General features: G+C 53.5%; 9 protein-coding genes and 9 pseudogenes. 8 read left to right on the forward strand and 10 right to left on the reverse strand.

Annotation, left to right across the window (positions count from 1 at the left end; translation table 11 throughout):
* Positions 1-120 precede the first annotated feature (120 nt).
* Complete coding sequence (locus SOPEG_RS14715; protein ID WP_025245915.1) at positions 121-1,329, reverse strand: IS256-like element ISSoEn2 family transposase; 1,209 nt, start codon at positions 1,327-1,329, stop codon at positions 121-123.
* 658 nt (positions 1,330-1,987) lie between these two features.
* On the opposite strand from SOPEG_RS14715, the gene SOPEG_RS14725 reads away from it, so the two are divergent.
* Complete coding sequence (locus SOPEG_RS14725) at positions 1,988-2,887, forward strand: hypothetical protein (protein WP_025245917.1); 900 nt, start codon at positions 1,988-1,990, stop codon at positions 2,885-2,887.
* Here SOPEG_RS14725 and SOPEG_RS14730 read toward each other — a convergent pair.
* Positions 2,878-4,086 (reverse strand): IS256-like element ISSoEn2 family transposase, encoded by a 1,209-nt coding sequence (locus SOPEG_RS14730; RefSeq protein ID WP_025245918.1) that lies wholly within the window; start codon positions 4,084-4,086, stop codon positions 2,878-2,880. The genes SOPEG_RS14725 and SOPEG_RS14730 overlap by 10 nt on opposite strands.
* A gap of 93 nt (positions 4,087-4,179) precedes the next feature.
* On the opposite strand from SOPEG_RS14730, the pseudogene SOPEG_RS30385 reads away from it, so the two are divergent.
* The 5 genes and pseudogenes from SOPEG_RS30385 to sanA form a co-directional block, all read left to right on the forward strand.
* Positions 4,180-4,329: pseudogene (locus SOPEG_RS30385) on the forward strand (CidA/LrgA family protein); the annotation flags it as partial.
* A 69-nt stretch (positions 4,330-4,398) separates the two neighbouring features.
* A pseudogene (locus tag SOPEG_RS14735) lies at positions 4,399-5,075 on the forward strand (CidB/LrgB family autolysis modulator).
* 84 nt (positions 5,076-5,159) lie between these two features.
* Positions 5,160-6,089 (forward strand): cytidine deaminase, encoded by a 930-nt coding sequence (cdd, locus tag SOPEG_RS14740; protein ID WP_025245920.1) that lies wholly within the window; start codon positions 5,160-5,162, stop codon positions 6,087-6,089.
* A 143-nt stretch (positions 6,090-6,232) separates the two neighbouring features.
* Positions 6,233-8,015: pseudogene (locus tag SOPEG_RS14745) on the forward strand (NAD-dependent malic enzyme).
* A 152-nt stretch (positions 8,016-8,167) separates the two neighbouring features.
* Positions 8,168-8,968, forward strand: a complete 801-nt coding sequence (gene sanA, locus SOPEG_RS14750; protein WP_025245921.1) for an outer membrane permeability protein SanA — start codon at positions 8,168-8,170, stop codon at positions 8,966-8,968.
* Positions 8,969-9,196: 228 nt separating this feature from the next.
* On the opposite strand, the pseudogene SOPEG_RS14755 reads toward sanA, so the two are convergent.
* The 4 genes and pseudogenes from SOPEG_RS14755 to SOPEG_RS14770 all read right to left on the reverse strand — a co-directional run.
* Positions 9,197-9,589, reverse strand: a pseudogene (locus SOPEG_RS14755) (ABC transporter permease subunit); the annotation flags it as partial.
* Between the two features lie 53 nt (positions 9,590-9,642).
* The gene (locus tag SOPEG_RS14760; protein WP_025245923.1) at positions 9,643-10,566 is read right to left on the reverse strand and encodes an IS5 family transposase; all 924 of its coding nucleotides are present in this window, start codon (positions 10,564-10,566) and stop codon (positions 9,643-9,645) included.
* Positions 10,567-10,641: 75 nt separating this feature from the next.
* Positions 10,642-11,271, reverse strand: a pseudogene (locus SOPEG_RS14765) (ABC transporter permease subunit); the annotation flags it as partial.
* Between the two features lie 17 nt (positions 11,272-11,288).
* Positions 11,289-11,841 (reverse strand): annotated as a pseudogene (locus tag SOPEG_RS14770) (ATP-binding cassette domain-containing protein); the annotation flags it as partial.
* Between the two features lie 78 nt (positions 11,842-11,919).
* Here SOPEG_RS14770 and SOPEG_RS14775 point away from each other — a divergent pair.
* Positions 11,920-12,843, forward strand: a complete 924-nt coding sequence (locus SOPEG_RS14775) for an IS5-like element ISSoEn1 family transposase (protein ID WP_025245926.1) — start codon at positions 11,920-11,922, stop codon at positions 12,841-12,843.
* 56 nt (positions 12,844-12,899) lie between these two features.
* Here SOPEG_RS14775 and SOPEG_RS14780 read toward each other — a convergent pair.
* A pseudogene (locus SOPEG_RS14780) lies at positions 12,900-13,310 on the reverse strand (sugar ABC transporter ATP-binding protein); the annotation flags it as partial.
* Positions 13,311-13,386: 76 nt separating this feature from the next.
* Between SOPEG_RS14780 and SOPEG_RS14785 the strand changes: the two are divergent.
* Positions 13,387-14,310, forward strand: coding sequence for an IS5-like element ISSoEn1 family transposase (locus SOPEG_RS14785; RefSeq protein ID WP_025243834.1), 924 nt, complete (start codon positions 13,387-13,389; stop codon positions 14,308-14,310).
* Between the two features lie 40 nt (positions 14,311-14,350).
* Here SOPEG_RS14785 and SOPEG_RS14790 read toward each other — a convergent pair.
* The 3 genes and pseudogenes from SOPEG_RS14790 to galS form a co-directional block, all read right to left on the reverse strand.
* A pseudogene (locus SOPEG_RS14790) lies at positions 14,351-14,932 on the reverse strand (ATP-binding cassette domain-containing protein); the annotation flags it as partial.
* A gap of 65 nt (positions 14,933-14,997) precedes the next feature.
* Positions 14,998-15,997: pseudogene (mglB, locus tag SOPEG_RS14795) on the reverse strand (galactose/glucose ABC transporter substrate-binding protein MglB).
* Positions 15,998-16,234: 237 nt separating this feature from the next.
* Complete coding sequence (galS, locus tag SOPEG_RS14800) at positions 16,235-17,275, reverse strand: HTH-type transcriptional regulator GalS (RefSeq protein ID WP_025245928.1); 1,041 nt, start codon at positions 17,273-17,275, stop codon at positions 16,235-16,237.
* Between the last annotated feature and the right edge of the window lie 175 nt (positions 17,276-17,450).

The following is a 17,450-nucleotide window of genomic DNA, read 5'->3' on the forward strand; positions in this document are numbered from 1 at the left end:
TCAGAAGATGAGCGAACACGTGATCGAATATCACTGGAATGGGTGATCGGAAAATATCGGAATAACTGATCGGATGTCGCCGGAACGACCCTGTACACGATTCTGTGTAAATGCCTTTTCTCAGAAGTGACCGTCCAGGCGGTCACCGAACTCGATAATAAAGCGGCTCATTGCCATGCGCCAGTCCCTCAAAGGCATTGTCCATTTCTGTGAGGCCGCCTGTATCGCCAGCCACACCACCTTTTTCACTGCGTCGTCGGTCGGGAACACCTTGCGCTTTTTGATGGCATGCCGGATCACGCTGTTTAACGACTCGATGGCGTTGGTAGTGTAGATCACCTTGCGGATGTCCGTTGGGTAGGCAAAGAACGTGGCCAGATTGGCCCAGTTTGCCTGCCAGCTTCGACTTATTTGCGGGTAGCGGATGTCCCAGGCACTGGAGAACGCTTCCAGCGCCTGCAAGCCGGCTTCTTCCGTAGGGGCCTGATAGATAGCTTTCAGGTCGCGGGTGACGGCCTTGTAGTCCTTCCAGGAGACGAACCGCAGGCTGTTGCGCACCATATGCACGATACACAGCTGGAGCCGCGCCTCCGGATACACCGCGTTAATAGCGTCAGGGAAACCTTTCAGCCCGTCTACGCAGGCGATAAGGATATCGTTCAGGCCGCGGTTTTTCAGCTCTGTCAGCACGTTCAGCCAGAACTTTGTGCCTTCATTTTCGGCCAGCCACATACCTAGCAACTCTTTCTGGCCTTCGATGTTGATGCCCAGCGCCAGGAACACAGATTTGTTGATGATGCGGCTGTCCTGCCGGACTTTTAGAACGATACAGTCAAGATAAACAATGGGATAGACTGCATCCAGAGGCCGGTTTTGCCATTCGACAACCTGCTCCATGACCGCATCGGTGACCTTTGAGACCAGCGCCGGCGAAACATCGGCGTCATACAGCTCTTTGAACGCGGCAGCGATCTCGCGGGTGGTCATCCCTTTGGCGTACAACGATAAAATCTGGTTATCCATCTCGGTAATCCGGGTCTGATTCTTCTTCACCAGTTGCGGTTCAAAGGAACCGTCACGATCGCGCGGAGTACGCAGTGCCAGCTGGCCATCGCCAGTGGTAACGGTTTTTGTGGAATAGCCGTTGCGGGCGTTGGTCCCCGGTTTAGGCTGATTTTTATCGTAGCCGAGGTGATGGGTCATTTCGGCATTGAGAGCTGCTTCGACGCTGATTTTTTTCAGCAGCCGATCGAAGTGACTGAGATTTTTAGGGGTTTTGAGATTTTTGGCCAGTTCGTTAGCCAGAGCCTGCAACTGTTTTTCGTCCATAAATTAACCTGTTTTTGATGTTGGATTGAACATATCAAAATCAGGCAAATACACAAATTTCTAAACAGGCTCACGTTGAACGCTCTTCTATGCTTTCAACATTGTTTTTCTACCCGCTTTCATGGCTGTTGACAATAAAAAACGCCCAACACCCCCCTAGCGCTTTTATGGAACGAGCGCTGTTTCATTCCGCCGAAGGGCTCTATACCGCGTTAGAAACACTACGACCGGTTCTCAAAAAAACAACGTCATTTAAATGAGTACTACAACCTGAGCCAGTATGAAATATACCGCAAACTTATCGGCAATCCCCATTTTCTCGACTTCGATCTGCGCTTTGCCGCATTGTTGGTCTATCTCCAAGTGTTACCGACCTTGGTCTATGTCAAAAGCCATGGCACCAACGGGAGCCCGGTCATTTCCCCCGAAGCGTTGGAGGCTCTGCTGCGGGACTGGCGGTATCCGTTCAGCCTGAATGACGTCAGGGTATCCCTGGGCCATTGTGCTACCCCGGCCCCCCCATCTCCAGGCTTGTCGCCCGCCGGTGCTAATTACGGCCTGCCTCCACAAGGTGCCGCTTGCCTGTAGGACGCCCGCCGATTGTCCCAGCCGTGCCATGATAGAGGAATTTTGCCCAGAGCAGGTAATACAGGGCGTCGTGCTGTTTCACCGCCTCGGCGACAAGGCGCGGGTTTATGACGCGTCATCCGGATTACGCTCGGTATTGGCGACACGCGCAGACGCGATAGTCGGCATAAAGCACCGGGGAAGCGCATGGGTGATTGTTGATGCCAACGCCCGGTTGCCGCCGGTATTTTGGCTGGGCGTGACCCGCGGTATGTCGCTCGGGCAATTGCACGTGGCCTGCACCATCGCCAGTGATGACACACCGACCTGCACCGCGCGTGCCTATCACGACGAGGTGGACGATAAAAGCGATAGCGGGCGGTTTTTCTTTTTGGGCGATATGGCCAGCAATCTGGATAAAATCGCTGGCATAGCGGGACGGCCCTTCGCCCATCGCCAAGAGCAGCAGCAAGCCCAGCTCAACGCTCAAGCCATGGCATGGGAACCCCGTATTCAGAAAGCGAGGTTTTATGAACCCTTGCTGGGCGAGGAAAACGACAAACTGTTGATACGCCGCCTGTCGCCGCAGGACGTAACAGCCACACCGCATGAATTTAGCGAGGCGCGGAAGTACACCGGTTTGTATTTGGGGGGCATCAAAGCCCATTTACGCCAGTTACAACACCATATCGCGGCGAACGAAACCGCCATAGCGGCGTTTCTAAACCTGTTTCTCAAGCAGTCAGATGATAGCGCGCTCGCCCACAATGTGGCGTCATTTAATGCCGTCGTGCAGCGCGCCATCGACTTTATTGATACTATTCGTTGGTTAAATTATACCAATGTTGCCATGGTGGGCACGGGGGACGGTAAACGTAGGGCGAATATCACGCGACTAACGCCGACCATGCTGAAAAAAACGCCGCCATTTTACGCGGCCCAGGATGGACCCTGTACACGATTCTGTGTAAATGCCTTTTCTCAGAAGTGACCGTCCAGGCGGTCACCGAACTCGATAATAAAGTGTCTCATTGCCATGCGCCAGTCCCTCAAAGGCATTGTCCATTTCTGTGAGGCCGCCTGTATCGCCAGCCACACCACCTTTTTCACTGCGTCGTCGGTCGGGAACACCTTGCGCTTTTTGATGGCATGCCGGATCACGCTGTTTAACGACTCGATGGCGTTGGTCGTGTAGATCACCTTGCGGATGTCCGTTGGGTAGGCAAAGAACGTGGCCAGATTGGCCCAGTTTGCCTGCCAGCTTCGACTTATTTGCGGGTAGCGGATGTCCCAGGCACTGGAGAACGCTTCCAGCGCCTGCAAGCCGGCTTCTTCCGTAGGGGCCTGATAGATAGCTTTCAGGTCGCGGGTGACGGCCTTGTAGTCCTTCCAGGAGACGAACCGCAGGCTGTTGCGCACCATATGCACGATACACAGCTGGAGCCGCGCCTCCGGATACACCGCGTTAATAGCGTCAGGGAAACCTTTCAGCCCGTCTACGCAAGCGATAAGGATATCGTTCAGGCCGCGGTTTTTCAGCTCTGTCAGCACGTTCAGCCAGAACTTTGCGTCTTCATTTTCGGCCAGCCACATACCTAGCAACTCTTTCTGGCCTTCGATGTTGATGCCCAGTGCCAGGAACACAGATTTGTTGATGATGCGGCTGTCCTGCCGGACTTTTAGAACGATACAGTCAAGATAAACAATGGGATAGACTGCATCCAAAGGCCGGTTTTGCCATTCGACAACCTGCTCCATGACCGCATCGGTGACCTTTGAGACCAGCGCCGGCGAGACATCGGCGTCATACAGCTCTTTGAACGCGGCGGCGATCTCGCGGGTGGTCATCCCTTTGGCGTACAACGATAAAATCTGGTTATCCATCCCGGTAATCCGGGTCTGGTTCTTCTTCACCAGTTGCGGTTCAAAGGAACCGTCACGATCGCGCGGAGTACGCAGCGCCAGCGGGCCATCGCCAGTGGTAACGGTTTTTGTGGAATAGCCGTTGCGGGCGTTGGTCCCCGGTTTAGGCTGATTTTTATCGTAGCCGAGGTGATGGGTCATTTCGGCATTGAGAGCTGCTTCGACGCTGATTTTTTTCAGCAGCCGATCGAAGTGACTGAGATCTTCAGGGGTTTTGAGATTTTTGGCCAGTTCGTTAGCCAGAGCCTGCAACTGTTTTTCGTCCATAAATTAACCTGTTTTTGATGTTGGATTGAACATATCAAAATCAGGCAAATACACAAATTTCTAAACAGGCTCGTCGGAATCTGCACGCTGTGGCTGAAACCCGGCTGCTATGTGTTAATCCGCTACATGGCGCTGTTATTTGTTCCTATCGGCGTCGGGGTGATGAATTATTATCAGCAGCTTGCCGCCCAGCTGGGCACTATCGTCGTCTCCTGCGCCGTCAGTACCCTCATGGTGATGGTAGTGGTAGGGCTCAGCTCCGCATCGCGAGCGCCCCATCGCTGGCCAGCCGCAGGATGTTGGAGATCGTTAATGCTGCAAAATATGTGGTGGTCGCTGCCGTTAATGCTGGGAGTCTTTTTCGCTTCCCGCCGTCTTGCCGGTCGGGTGCTGCGCATGCCGCTATTAAATCCGCTGCTGGTTTCCATGGTGGTGATTATCACGCTACTGCTGGCCACCGGCATCCCCTATAACCGTTATTTCGCCGGCAGCAAGGTGCTCAACGATCTTCTCCAGCCGGCGGTGGTCGCGCTAGCGTATCCGTTGTATGAGCAGTTGCACCAAATTCGCGCCCGCTGGAAATCCATTATCAGCATTTGCTTTGCAGGCAGCCTGACCGCCATGATAAGCGGCGCCGCCATTGCGCTGTGGATGGGGGTTTCGCCTGAAATAGCCGCATCGATATTGCCGAAATCGGTAACCACCCCCATCGCCATGGCGGTGTCTCAATCCATTGGCGGCATTCCCGCCGTGACGGCGGTGTGCGTCATTTTCGTCGGGATTCTTGGGGCGGTTTTCGGCCACAGCGTGTTCAAGCTGCTGCGGATCTCTACGCGGGCGTCGCGTGGGCTGGCAATGGGCACCGCCCGCTGCGCCGAGCTGGATTTTCAAGAAGGGGCATTCAGTTCGCTGGCGTTGGTTATCTGCGGCATTATTACGTCCCTTATTGCCCCTTTGTATTTCCATTATTACTTAAATTATTCGGTTAATTGTTAACGATAAGATATCGATCGTAGTTAATCGCGTTATCCCTGTTTACAATGATCGTCTGCTCAAAAGAATAGGGACCCCCTATGATTGCTCGTTTTGCACCGGCGCTGACCGCGATCGACCAACCTTTACGGGATGCGCTGGCGCCGTTGCTCGATCATAACGACTTCGCCGGCTGGCTGAGCGCTGGTCAGGTCAAGGAACTTCTACAGGTCTGCGACCTTGACGAAGACGCATTATGTTTCTCGCTGCTGCCGCTCGCTGCCGCCTGTGCCGTCACACCGCTTTCCCATTTTAATGTGGGCGCTATCGCACGCGGCATCAGCGGCAATCTGTATTTCGGCGCCAATATGGAATTTCACGCCGCGCCGCTGCAGCAAACGGTGCATGCGGAACAAAGCGCCATCGCCCACGCCTGGCTGCGGGGTGAGAAACGTCTGCGGGCAGTGACGGTCAATTATACCCCCTGCGGCCACTGCCGGCAGTTCATGAATGAATTGAACAGCGGCACCGATTTGATTCTCTGTCTTCCCGAGCGCCCCGCCGCAACGCTTGCGAGTTATCTTCCCGACGCGTTCGGTCCGCGTGATCTCGCCATTCAAAGCCAGCTACTCGATGAGATAGACCATCATTTCGCCACCGTGACATGGCTAGACCATGGGCTGCAAGCGGCCGCTCCCGCCGATAACGCGCCTTTGGTAAACGCGGCCCTTGGTGCGGCCAGCCAGAGCCATGCACCCTACAGCCAAAGCCATAGCGGTGTCGCGCTACAGACGCGGGATGGCCGCATCTATGCGGGACGCTATGCGGAAAACGCCGCCTTTAATCCTAGCCTGCCGCCGCTGCAAAGCGCGTTAATCTTAATGAACGCCAGCGGCGACGATAGCCGTCAGATAACGCGGGCGGTGTTGGCCGAGCGGCAAAATGCGCCGATAACGCAATGGCCGGCCACCGCCGCCACCCTTGCCGCGCTGGGCTGCCACGAGGTGCATCATCTAGCAATCTCTCTTTGATTCTAGGCGCGTCGTAAGTCCACAACGGATGGGCTTATCGGCGCGGGGTGAAAAATATATTACAACTCCGGCCGGACAATCACCGCCGTGATCTCTTATGCTGTTCCTACAGCCAACATTATCAGTAACGATGAGTGAAGAAAATGGAACTGGAATACGAAAGCAAACGTCCCCTGTATATCCCCCATGCCGGCCCCATTCTGTTGGAATTCCCGCTGCTGAATAAAGGCAGCGCCTTTTCCCTGGAAGAGCGTGACAATTTCAATTTGCAGGGTTTGCTGCCGGATACGGTGGAAGCCATTGAGGAGCAGGCGGAACGCGCCTGGCGCCAATACCAGGATTTCCGCACCAATATCGATCGCCACATTTACCTGCGCAATATTCAAGATACCAATGAAACGCTTTTTTATCGGTTGCTTGCGGCCCACCTGGCCGAAATGCTGCCGATTATTTATACCCCGACCGTCGGCGATGCCTGCGAGCGGTTTTCCGATATTTATCGTCGCGCGCGAGGTGTGTTTATTTCCTATAATAACCGCGACAAAATTGAGGATATGCTGCAAAACGCTACCAAGCAAAATGTCAAAATTATCGTTGTGACCGACGGTGAACGCATCTTAGGTCTGGGAGATCAGGGGATCGGCGGCATGGGTATTCCCATCGGTAAACTGTCGCTTTATACCGCCTGCGGCGGCATCAGCCCCGCCTATACCCTGCCGGTGGTGCTGGATGCCGGCACCAATAATCAGCAACTACTCAACGACCCGTTGTATATGGGCTGGCGCCATCCGCGCATAACCGGTGAACAATATGACGATTTCGTCGACGCCTTTATTCAGGCGGTGAAGCGCCGCTGGCCGAATGTGCTGCTGCAATTTGAAGATTTCGCCCAGAAAGACGCGACGCCGTTGCTAAACCGCTATCGCAGCGAATTATGTTGCTTCAATGATGATATTCAGGGTACCGCCGCGGTAACGCTGGGCTGTCTACTGGCGGCCAGCCGCGCCGCGGGTAAACGCTTGCGCGATCAAAAAGTGGTGTTTCTCGGCGCAGGCTCCGCCGGTTGCGGTATCGCCGAACAGATTATCGCGGAAATGCGCATTGAAGGTCTCAGTGAAGACGAGGCCCGCGGCCGCGTCCTGATGGTCGATCGCTTTGGCCTGCTGACCGACAAACTGGCGAATCTGTTGGATTTTCAGAGCCGCCTAGTCCAGTCCAGTCCAGTCCAGTCCAGTCCAGTCCAGTCCAGTCCAGTCCAGTCCAGTCCAGTCCAGTCCAGTCCAGTCCAGTCCAGTCCAGTCCAGTGAGAGTATTGGCGATTGGCAGTTGAAGAGCGACACCATTTCGCTGCAAGATGTGGTACGCAACGCCAGACCCACGGTATTGATCGGCGTCTCCGGCCAGCCGGGGCTGTTTACCGAAGAGATTATCCGGGAGATGCACCAACACTGCGAGCGTCCCATTGTGATGCCGCTATCCAATCCCACATCGCGCGTGGAAGCAACGCCGGAAGACATTTTATGCTGGACCGACGGCGCGGCGCTGGTCGCGACCGGCAGCCCCTTTACGCCGGTGAAGCTCGAGAGTAGAACCTACCCGATTGCCCAGTGCAATAACGCCTATATTTTCCCGGGTATCGGGTTGGGCGTATTGGCCTCGGGCGCAAGCCAGATTACGGACTCCATGCTAATCGCGGCCAGTCGTGCACTGGCGGATTGCTCGCCGCTGGCCAACGGTGACGGCGGCGCGCTGTTGCCGGATATTAACGACATCCAGGCGGTCTCACGGGTCATTGCCATGGCGGTCGCCAAGGCGGCGCAGGTGCACGGGGTGGCGCTGGTGACCTACGAGGAAACGCTTTCTCTTGCCATCGAGCATAACTTCTGGCAGCCGCAGTATCGCGATTATTGCCGCACCTCATTTTAAACTCACCATCAACCGGCCGGGGAAACCCGGCCGGTAAACGGGCAATTTTGCGGCATTGGCCTGACTTGCCCCTTGCACACCTTGCTTCAGCTTGGCAGGTAAAGTAGCCTTGGAGCCATGACACTTTCGCGGGAACCGGCAAAGGCTATAGCATGTTGAAACGCCTGATTGTAACCCTGTTAATTATCGCAGGCGTTCTGGTACTGGCGGCGGTGGGCCTTGACCGCTGGATCAGTTGGAAAACCGCGCCCTTTATTTATGACGATCTGACCGCCCTGCCGCACCGTCAGGTGGGGGTGGTGCTGGGCACCGCCAAGTATTACCGCACCGGTGTTATCAATCAGTATTATCTCTATCGCATTCAGGGCGCGCTCAACGCCTACAACAGCGGCAAGGTGAATTACCTGCTGCTAAGCGGCGATAACGCACTGCAAAGCTACAATGAACCGATTACCATGCGCCGCGACCTGATAGCCCAGGGAATGCCCGCCGCCGATATCGTGCTGGATTTTGCCGGTTTTCGCACGCTTGATTCGATTATCCGCACACGGAAAGTCTTTGATACCAACGATTTCACTATCATCACCCAGCGCTTTCACTGTGAACGGGCGCTGTTTATCGCGCTGAACATGGGCATACAGGCGCAATGCTATGCGGTGCCTTCACCGAAAAACATGCTGTCGGTCCGGGTCCGGGAAATTGGCGCTCGTCTCGGCGCGCTGTCCGATCTGTATCTCATGAAGCGAGAACCGCGTTTTCTTGGCCCCCTGATTCCCATTCCCGCCCGTCACGACATTCCGCAGGGAGCACAGGGTTATCCGGCGGTGTCACCGGAACAACTGTTGGAAATGCAACAAAAGCCGCCCCATGACGATAAACCGGCGCCCCCCGGTACGGCCAAACGACAGGTTATTGACGCGACGGGAGAGGCGGGCGAAAGCGGCCCGCGGTAGCGGTCACGCCGGTGGCGGTGCCGGTGAAAGCGGTATAAGGGGGCGAGCCGTGAGCGTTGCCCCGGCGATTTTCGCCAATGTCGCAAAGCTTGCACTGGATCTATGTGGGACGCGGCGAGGCAGGTCATTGCGCAAAACGCGGGCCCCGGCGCAGGCGCACATTACCGCGCACCGGGACTCGCCCTCGCCTGGCCCACACGGTTGCGCGGGCCAGGCGTAGGGCAGAGGCTACTTTTTCTTCGCGTATTTCAATGAATCGAGCGCAACGGCGAAAATAATGATTGCGCCTTTGATGATATATTGCCAATAGGGATTCACGCCGATATAGGTCAGGCCATAGTTGATGACCGTAAAGATGATAACCCCGGTGACCACCCCCAGTACCGTACCGACCCCGCCGGCAAAGGACACGCCACCGACAACGCAGGCCGCAATGGCATCCAGTTCATACATAAAACCGAGGTTATTGGTGGCGCTGCCGATACGCCCCGCCTCGAGCATACCGCCGAAGGCGTAGAAGATCCCGGACAGAGCATAAATAATTATCAGGTTTAGCGGCACATTGACGCCGGAGACCTTGGCCGCTTCCGGGTTGCCGCCGATGGCGAAGATATTTTTCGCTTTGTTGAATAAATCCGAAATTTGTGACGACTTCCTCCCTATCAGGGCGATTGTTACATGATGCGGACGCTGTTTGGTATTCCTAACAGTGTGATCCGGTTAAGTGCTTTAACCATTGCCATTGCCTCACCTACCTGCGCGTCATAGTCATGCAGACTCAGATGGCCACCCAGAAGTGTTTTAAACCGGAACATGGCCGTTTCAGCCAGTGAACGCCGGTGATAACCTACTTTCTTTTTCCAGGTATCGTTATTGCCGCTCAGATGCTGATTTGCCACCGCATGGTTACGCTCATGGTATCGAGCTGGCCAATATTGCGCACCACTTCGCGGTGGGAGAAGCGGCTTTATTTTTTTCCTCAGCAGAGCATCATGACAGTAACGCGTATCGTAAGCACTGTCAGCCGACGCTTCCCTGATTTTCCGGTGGGTTTGGTTAATCAGCCCGGGCAGCGCCTGCGCATCTGTCGTACCGCTTAGCGATAAATCGGCACAGATAATTTCATGTGTCACGCTATCTACTGCCAGATGAAGCTTGCGCCATACTCTGCGCCTCTCAGCCCCATGCTGCCTGACTTTCCATTCGCCTTCGCCGAAGACTTTCAGGCCGGTGCCATCGATGACCAGGTGTGAGATTTCGCCGCGGGTTGGCGTTTTTATGCTGATGTCGACGGTTTTTGCTCGCCGGCTGACCAGAGAGTAATCTGGGCAGCGCAGCGACAGCCCCATCAGTTTAAAAATCGAGTCAACGAAACCCTGTAACGCCCGGAGCGAAAGGTTAAACACGCGCTTTATCATCAGAACCGTGGTAATGGCCATATCGGTGTAGTGAAGCGGCCGGCCACGATGTTCAGGTGGTGTACTCTCAGTCCATGCAGCAATGGCTGACTCATCAAGCCATACTGTCAGGTCCCCCCGCTGCCTGAGCGCATTGTTATATGCGGGCCAGTTGGTAATTTTAAACTTTTGCTTTGCCATGGGGACCTGATGTTGAAACGAATGTAGTGATCAGAGCTGCCAGTCACCTAAAAGTTCGATTTATTCAACAAAGCCGATACTTTTACCAAAACGGGTTTTGGTCCAAAGTATCCAAACAAAGATAATGGCGATCAGCGCGTAGAAGGTGATATACGACAATTTAAAATCGCCAAAACGAATAAACCCTTGTGCAAAGCTCGAGAAGTTTGATTCAAAACCGGCTATCGGCGAGGCGCCCACCGCATCGTAATAAAGCGAGTTGATGCCATAAACGATAATCATGGTGCCTAAGGTGGTAATAAACGGCGTCACGTTCAAATAAGCGATAACCAAACCGTTAACCAAACCGATCACGGCGCCGATGGCGCAAACAATCAAGATAACCACCGGAATGGGCAGGCTGTGCATATCAGGGAAAACTTTATTAACATTATCCATGGATTGCAGTAAAGTCGCCGCCACCACCGCCGCCAAACCGACCTGACGCCCCGCCGACAGGTCGGTTCCCTGAGTGACAATCAATCCCGCCGCCCCGAGGGCAATGATAATCTGCACCGAGGATTGGGTCAGGATGTTACTCAGGTTCATCAGGCTTAAAAAGATCGGATCCTGGAAAATAATAATGGCCAATAGCACCAACAAAACCACATAGATGCCGCCCTCTTTCAAATAAGTGAGCATGCTTTTCTTTTTCAACGCATTCATCGTTAAACCCTTACAAATTAGAGATACAGGGAAGCAAGACGCAAAATTTCATTCTGCGAGGTTTCTTTGGTGTTGACGATCCCCGCCATTTGACCGTTGCTCATAACCAGAATGCGATCGGTAATGCCGAGAAGTTCCGGCATCTCAGAAGAGATGATGATAATACCTTTACCCCGCTTCGCCAGTTCAGTCATCAGCTGATATATCTCGAACTTGGCCCCTACATCGATGCCGCGGGTAGGCTCGTCCAGCATCAAAATTTCCGGCTGTGTGAGCAGCCAGCGACCGATGATAACTTTTTGCTGATTACCGCCCGAAAGCGATCCTATATGGGTGCCGTGCCCCGGCGTTTTCACCCGCATAGCATCGATGACCCACTGAATATCGCTCTTGGGTATTATTTAGCAGGCCCATCTTGTTCTTATAGCTGCGAATATTGGAAATGAGCGAATTAAAGCCAACATCGAGGAAAGCATAAATGCCGGTGGCGCGCCGCTCTTCGGTCACTAGCGCGAAACCGTGGCTGATAGCCTCGTTGGCGCTGTTATTTTTGATAGTTTTGCCGTGCAGACGGGCTTTGTTGAATAAATCGAACTTTTAGGTGACTGGCAGCTCTGATCACTACATTCGTTTCAACATCAGGTCCCCATGGCAAAGCAAAAGTTTAAAATTACCAACTGGCCCGCATACAACAATGCGCTCAGGCAGCGGGGGGACCTGACAGTATGGCTTGATGAGTCAGCCATTGCTGCATGGACTGAGAGTACACCACCTGAATATCGTGGCCGGCCGCTTCACTACACCGATATGGCCATTACCACGGTTCTAATGATAAAGCGCGTGTTTAACCTTTCGCTCCGGGCGTTACAGGGTTTCGTTGACGCGATTTTTAAACTGATGGGGCTGTCGCTGCGCTGCCCAGATTACTCTCTGGTCAGCCGGCGAGCAAAAACCGTCGACATCAGCATAAAAACGCCAACCCGCGGCGAAATCTCACACCTGGTCATCGATGGCACCGGCCTGAAAATCTTTGGCGAAGGCGAATGGAAAGTCAGGCAGCATGGGGCTGAGAGGCGCAGAGTATGGCGCAAGCTTCATCTAGCAGTAGATAGCGCGACACATGAAATTATCTGTGCCGATTTATCGCTAAGCGGTACGACAGATGCGCAGGCGCTGCCCGGGCTGATTAACCAAACCCACCGGAAAATCAGGGAAGCGTCGGCTGACAGTGCTTACGATACGCGTTACTGTCATGATGCTCTGCTAAGGAAAAAAATAAAGCCGCTTCTCCCACCGCGAAGTGGTGCGCAATATTGGCCAGCTCGATACCATGAGCGTAACCATGCGGTGGCAAATCAGCATCTGAGCGGCAATAACGATGCCTGGAAAAAGAAAGTAGGTTATCACCGGCGTTCACTGGCTGAAACGGCCATGTTCCGGTTTAAAACACTTCTGGGTGGTCATCTGAGTCTGCATGACTATGACGCGCAGGTAGGTGAGGCTATGGCAATGGTCAAAGCGCTTAACCGGATCACGCTGTTAGGAATGCCAAACAGCGTCCGCATCATGTAACAATCGCCCTGATAGGGAGGAAGTCGTCACAAATTTCGGATTTATTCAACAAAGCGGTGCAGACGGATAGTACCGGCGGACTTTTCACGAATACCGAATAACGTTTCGACAATATCAGTGCGCCGCGCGCCAACCAGGCCGGCGATGCCGAGAATTTCGCCCTGGTGCAGATCAAACGAAATATCGCGGATCGAAGGCTGGCGCAACGATGTGAGGTTGCGCACTTCGAGCATCATCTCTCCCGGCGCACTAATACGATCGGGGAAACGTTGGCTCAGTGAACGGCCTACCATCATGGCAATAATTTGGTCCATGCTCAGCCCTTCCACCAGCTGAGTAGCAATCCATTGTCCATCGCGCAAAATGGTGATTTCGTCGCACAGCTGAAAAATCTCTTCCATTTTATGAGAGATATAAACAATACCGCAGCCGCGCGCTTTCAATTTGCGAATGATACTGAAGAGATGAGGCTTTGTTGAATAAATCGAACTTTTAGGTGACTGGCGGCTCTGATCACTACATTCGTTTCAACATCAGGTCCCCATGGCAAAGCAAAAGTTTAAAATCACCAACTGGCCCGCATATAACAATGCGCTCAGGCAGCGGGGGGACCTGACAGTATGGCTTGATGAGTCAGCCATTGCTGCATGGACTGAGAGTACACCACCTGAACATCGTGGCCGGCCGCTTCACTACACCGATATGGCCATTACCACGGTTCTGATGATAAAGCGCGTGTTTAACCTTTCGCTCCGGGCGTTACAGGGTTTCGTTGACTCGATTTTTAAACTGATGGGGCTGTCGCTGCGCTGCCCAGATTACTCTCTGGTCAGCCGGCGAGCAAAAACCGTCGACATCAGCATAAAAACGCCAACCCGCGGCGAAATCTCACACCTGGTCATCGATGGCACCGGCCTGAAAATCTTCGGCGAAGGCGAATGGAAAGTCAGGCAGCATGGGGCTGAGAGGCGCAGAGTATGGCGCAAGCTTCATCTGGCAGTAGATAGCGCGACACATGAAATTATCTGTGCCGATTTATCGCTAAGCGGTACGACAGATGCGCAGGCGCTGCCCGGGCTGATTAACCAAACCCACCGGAAAATCAGGGAAGCGTCGGCTGACAGTGCTTACGATACGCGTTACTGTCATGATGCTCTGCTGAGGAAAAAAATAAAGCCGCTTATCCCACCGCGAAGTGGTGCGCAATATTGGCCAGCTCGATACCATGAGCGTAACCATGCGGTGGCAAATCAGCATCTGAGCGGCAATAACGATACCTGGAAAAAGAAAGTAGGTTATCACCGGCGTTCACTGGCTGAAACGGCCATGTTCCGGTTTAAAATACTTCTGGGTGGTCATCTGAGTCTGCATGACTATGACGCGCAGGTAGGTGAGGCTATGGCAATGGTCAAAGCGCTTAACCGGATCACGTTGTTAGGAATGCCAAACAGCGTCCGCATCATGTAACAATCGCCCTGATAGGGAGGAAGTCGTCACAAATTTCGGATTTATTCAACAAAGCGAAGAGATGATTGACTTCTTTTTCGGTCAGCGACGAGGTGGGCTCGTCCATAATGACGATTTTAGCGTCGTAGGAAAACGCCTTGGCTATCTCGATCATCTGCATCTGGGACACGGACAGGGTGGCGACTTTATCACGTGGATCGATATCGATGTCCAACTCTTCAAAAATAGTCTTGGTGTCCTGATACATTTTCTTATAGTCGACGAATAGCCCTTTGCGGGGGTAGCGACCAAGCCACATATTGTCCATCACGGTACGCTGCAGCACCAGGTTAATCTCCTGATGCACCATGGAAACCCCTTGCTCCAGCGCTTCTTTCGAGTTCTTGAAATTAACTTCCTGTCCCTGAAAAATGATGCTTCCCGCATCTTTGCTGTAAATACCGAAGAGGCATTTTAATAACGTCGATTTGCCCGCACCATTTTCCCCCATCAGGGCATGAATAGAATGGGAACGGACATTGAGATTAACGTTATCCAACGCTTTCACGCCAGGAAATGATTTGCTGATATCTTTCATATCCAGCAGCCATTCGCGATGCTGTTCGGTCGTAATGTCGGCCATAGTTACACCAGCTCAAAAATAGACAAGTTTCATTCCCTCGCCGGAGTCGGCGGGGGTATCAGGTTTTATTTTTTGAATTGCGCCAAGTTGTCTTTATCGATGCCAAAATAAGGGATACGGACAACTTTATTGTCCAGCTTCCATTGGGTGCCGTCGGCGGCGCCTTTGCCTTCAGCCAAGTTTTTCGCCAGATCGAATGTCGCTTTGGCCTGGTTGTCGGCGTCGTTAAGCACGGTACCGGCCATCGCGCCCGATTTAACCAGCGCCAGGGCTTCCGGCAGCCCGTCTACGCCAAATACCGGGATACTGCTCTTATTATGGGCTTTGAGGGCTTCTACGGCGCCCATGGCCATGGCGTCGTTATTTGGCAATCACCACTTCAATCTTGTTGGCGTTAGGCCCGGAGAGCCAAGTGTCGACTTTGTCCTTCGCCTGGACGGTGTCCCACATGGCGGTATCGAGCTGCAACTGCTGAGTCTTTAATTTTTCCTGATCGTTCAGGGTCTTGATGACGTAGCTAGCGCGCGCCTCCGCATCCGGATGTCCCGGTTCGCCTTTCAGCATGACATACTGGATGACGCCGTCTTTGTTCAGATCCCAATCGGGGTGGGCTTTCCAATGTTTGGCGATCAGCTCACCTTGAATAATGCCGGATTCTTTAGAATCGGTACCGACATAGTAGGCCTTGTCGTAGCTGTCCAAATCTTTGCGGCTCGGCTCTTTGTTGTAGAACACCACGGGAATGTCATTGCCGCGCGCCTTCTGAATCACGACAGGCGCGGCCGCGGGATCCACCAGGTTGACAGCCAACGCTTTGACCCCTTTGGCAATCAGCACATCAATTTGGTCGTTCTGTTTGGACTGATCGTTCTGGGAGTCATTCATCAAAAGCGTCACGCCTAAACTGTCTTTGGCGTCTTTTTCAAGCGTTTTGCGTAGCACCGACATAAAGTTATCGTCATACTTATAGATAGTCACGCCAATACGGACGTTGGCGGCCTGCGCGGCCATGGAAAACATCAGGCCGGCTGCCAGAGCGGTAAGGGAAAATACCTTCTTATTCATTGGTCTCTCTGGATATCAGTAGGGTAGAACTCAGTGAGTATCTTGCAATGCTTTCAGGTTATAGCAAATAAAGGGGCCAGGCCGGATAGCCCCGCCAGACGGCATCACGGACCGTAGCAGTCGCGCCACCCGGAGTCATTCCGAACGACTCGTTTATCCATGTCTGACGGGAGAACGGCTACAGCATATCGGGAGGGATGTTAATATAATGTAAATATTCTCACACTTTGAAACCGGTTATATTTCATCTTGTGACGAAGCAGCGATCGCCGTCACAGTTTGACGCGGCGCCACCGAATGGCGACGTACCAGCGTCGGCATATAGAGATGGGTTTGGCTCTGATCAAGTTGCCCGGCGGTCCCTTTTAACGCCAGTTCTGTCGCCGCTACCGCCATCATGCACACGGGATAACGCACCGTGGTCAAATGCGGACTGGTGTAGCGGGACATGGGAAGGTCGTCAAAACCGATGACGGAAAAGTGCGCCGGCACGGTGATAACGTTTTCTTTCAGAGTCGCCAGCGCCCCTACCGCCATACTGTCGTTATAGACAAATACCGCGCTTAGCTGCTGGTTACGACCCAAGAGCTCCACCATCGCCTGTTCGCCGCCGTGGAGATAAGGATCCGCCCTGACCTGCCAGCTTTGCTGCGGCTTAATGCCCGCCTCATTCATCGCCAGCAGATAACCCTGGCGCCGCTGGTGCTGGTCTTCGATATCATGATTAGAGCCGATATAGCCAATATTGCGGTGCCCTTGCTTAAGCAGCATCCGCGTCGCCATCAATGCGCCGGCCACATTGTCCAGACCGACGCAGCGGTGCTCATAACCGGGCACGATACGATTGACCAATACCATTCCCGGCTCGCTTTGCATAAAAGCGATAAGTTCCTCGTCGCTGAGCATTTTGGCATGCACCACCAGGGCGCTGCAGCGCTGGCGAATCAAAACCTCAATGGCGTGGCGCTCTTTATCCGCCTGATGATAGCTGTTGCTGATCAGGACGTTTTTGCGGTGCCGCTGCGCCACATCATCCACCGCTTTGACCAACGCGCCAAAGAAGGGGTCGGAGACGTCCATGACCACCACCCCGATGGTATCGCTGCTCTGATTAGCCAGCGCCTGCGCATTGGCGTTAGGACGATAGCCTAATTGGAATACCGCTGAGAGAACGCGCTCCCTCGCCTGCTTACTGGCAGACGCGCTGTCATTTAACACCCGAGAAACGGTTGCCACTGACACACCCGCCAGGCGGGCCACATCACGAATCGTTGTCATACAATCAGCTCTTCCCTCATGTTTCTCATTCCTTGTGATAACAATTACGAAACATCTACGCTTATTCTAACGGATTTAAATTAAACGCAGCGTGAATCAGCTCACAGGACAGAAAGCGCTTACATCACTAAAGCTAGCTATCTGACCGCTTCAAGAAGGAGAAAGAAGATAAAAA

Source organism: Candidatus Sodalis pierantonius str. SOPE, from assembly GCF_000517405.1.
GTDB lineage: Bacteria > Pseudomonadota > Gammaproteobacteria > Enterobacterales > Enterobacteriaceae > Sodalis_C > Sodalis_C pierantonii.

Excerpts from the sequence above, each read along its gene's own strand:
- SOPEG_RS14715 (WP_025245915.1), bottom strand. The coding sequence starts at position 1,329 with ATGGACGAAAAACAGTTGCAGGCTCTGGCTAACGAACTGGCCAAAAAT.
- SOPEG_RS14730 (WP_025245918.1), bottom strand. The coding sequence starts at position 4,086 with ATGGACGAAAAACAGTTGCAGGCTCTGGCTAACGAACTGGCCAAAAAT.
- cdd (WP_025245920.1), top strand. The coding sequence starts at position 5,160 with ATGATTGCTCGTTTTGCACCGGCGCTGACCGCGATCGACCAACCTTTA.
- sanA (WP_025245921.1), top strand. The coding sequence starts at position 8,168 with ATGTTGAAACGCCTGATTGTAACCCTGTTAATTATCGCAGGCGTTCTG.
- SOPEG_RS14760 (WP_025245923.1), bottom strand. The coding sequence starts at position 10,566 with ATGGCAAAGCAAAAGTTTAAAATTACCAACTGGCCCGCATATAACAAT.
- SOPEG_RS14775 (WP_025245926.1), top strand. The coding sequence starts at position 11,920 with ATGGCAAAGCAAAAGTTTAAAATTACCAACTGGCCCGCATACAACAAT.
- SOPEG_RS14785 (WP_025243834.1), top strand. The coding sequence starts at position 13,387 with ATGGCAAAGCAAAAGTTTAAAATCACCAACTGGCCCGCATATAACAAT.
- galS (WP_025245928.1), bottom strand. The coding sequence starts at position 17,275 with ATGACAACGATTCGTGATGTGGCCCGCCTGGCGGGTGTGTCAGTGGCA.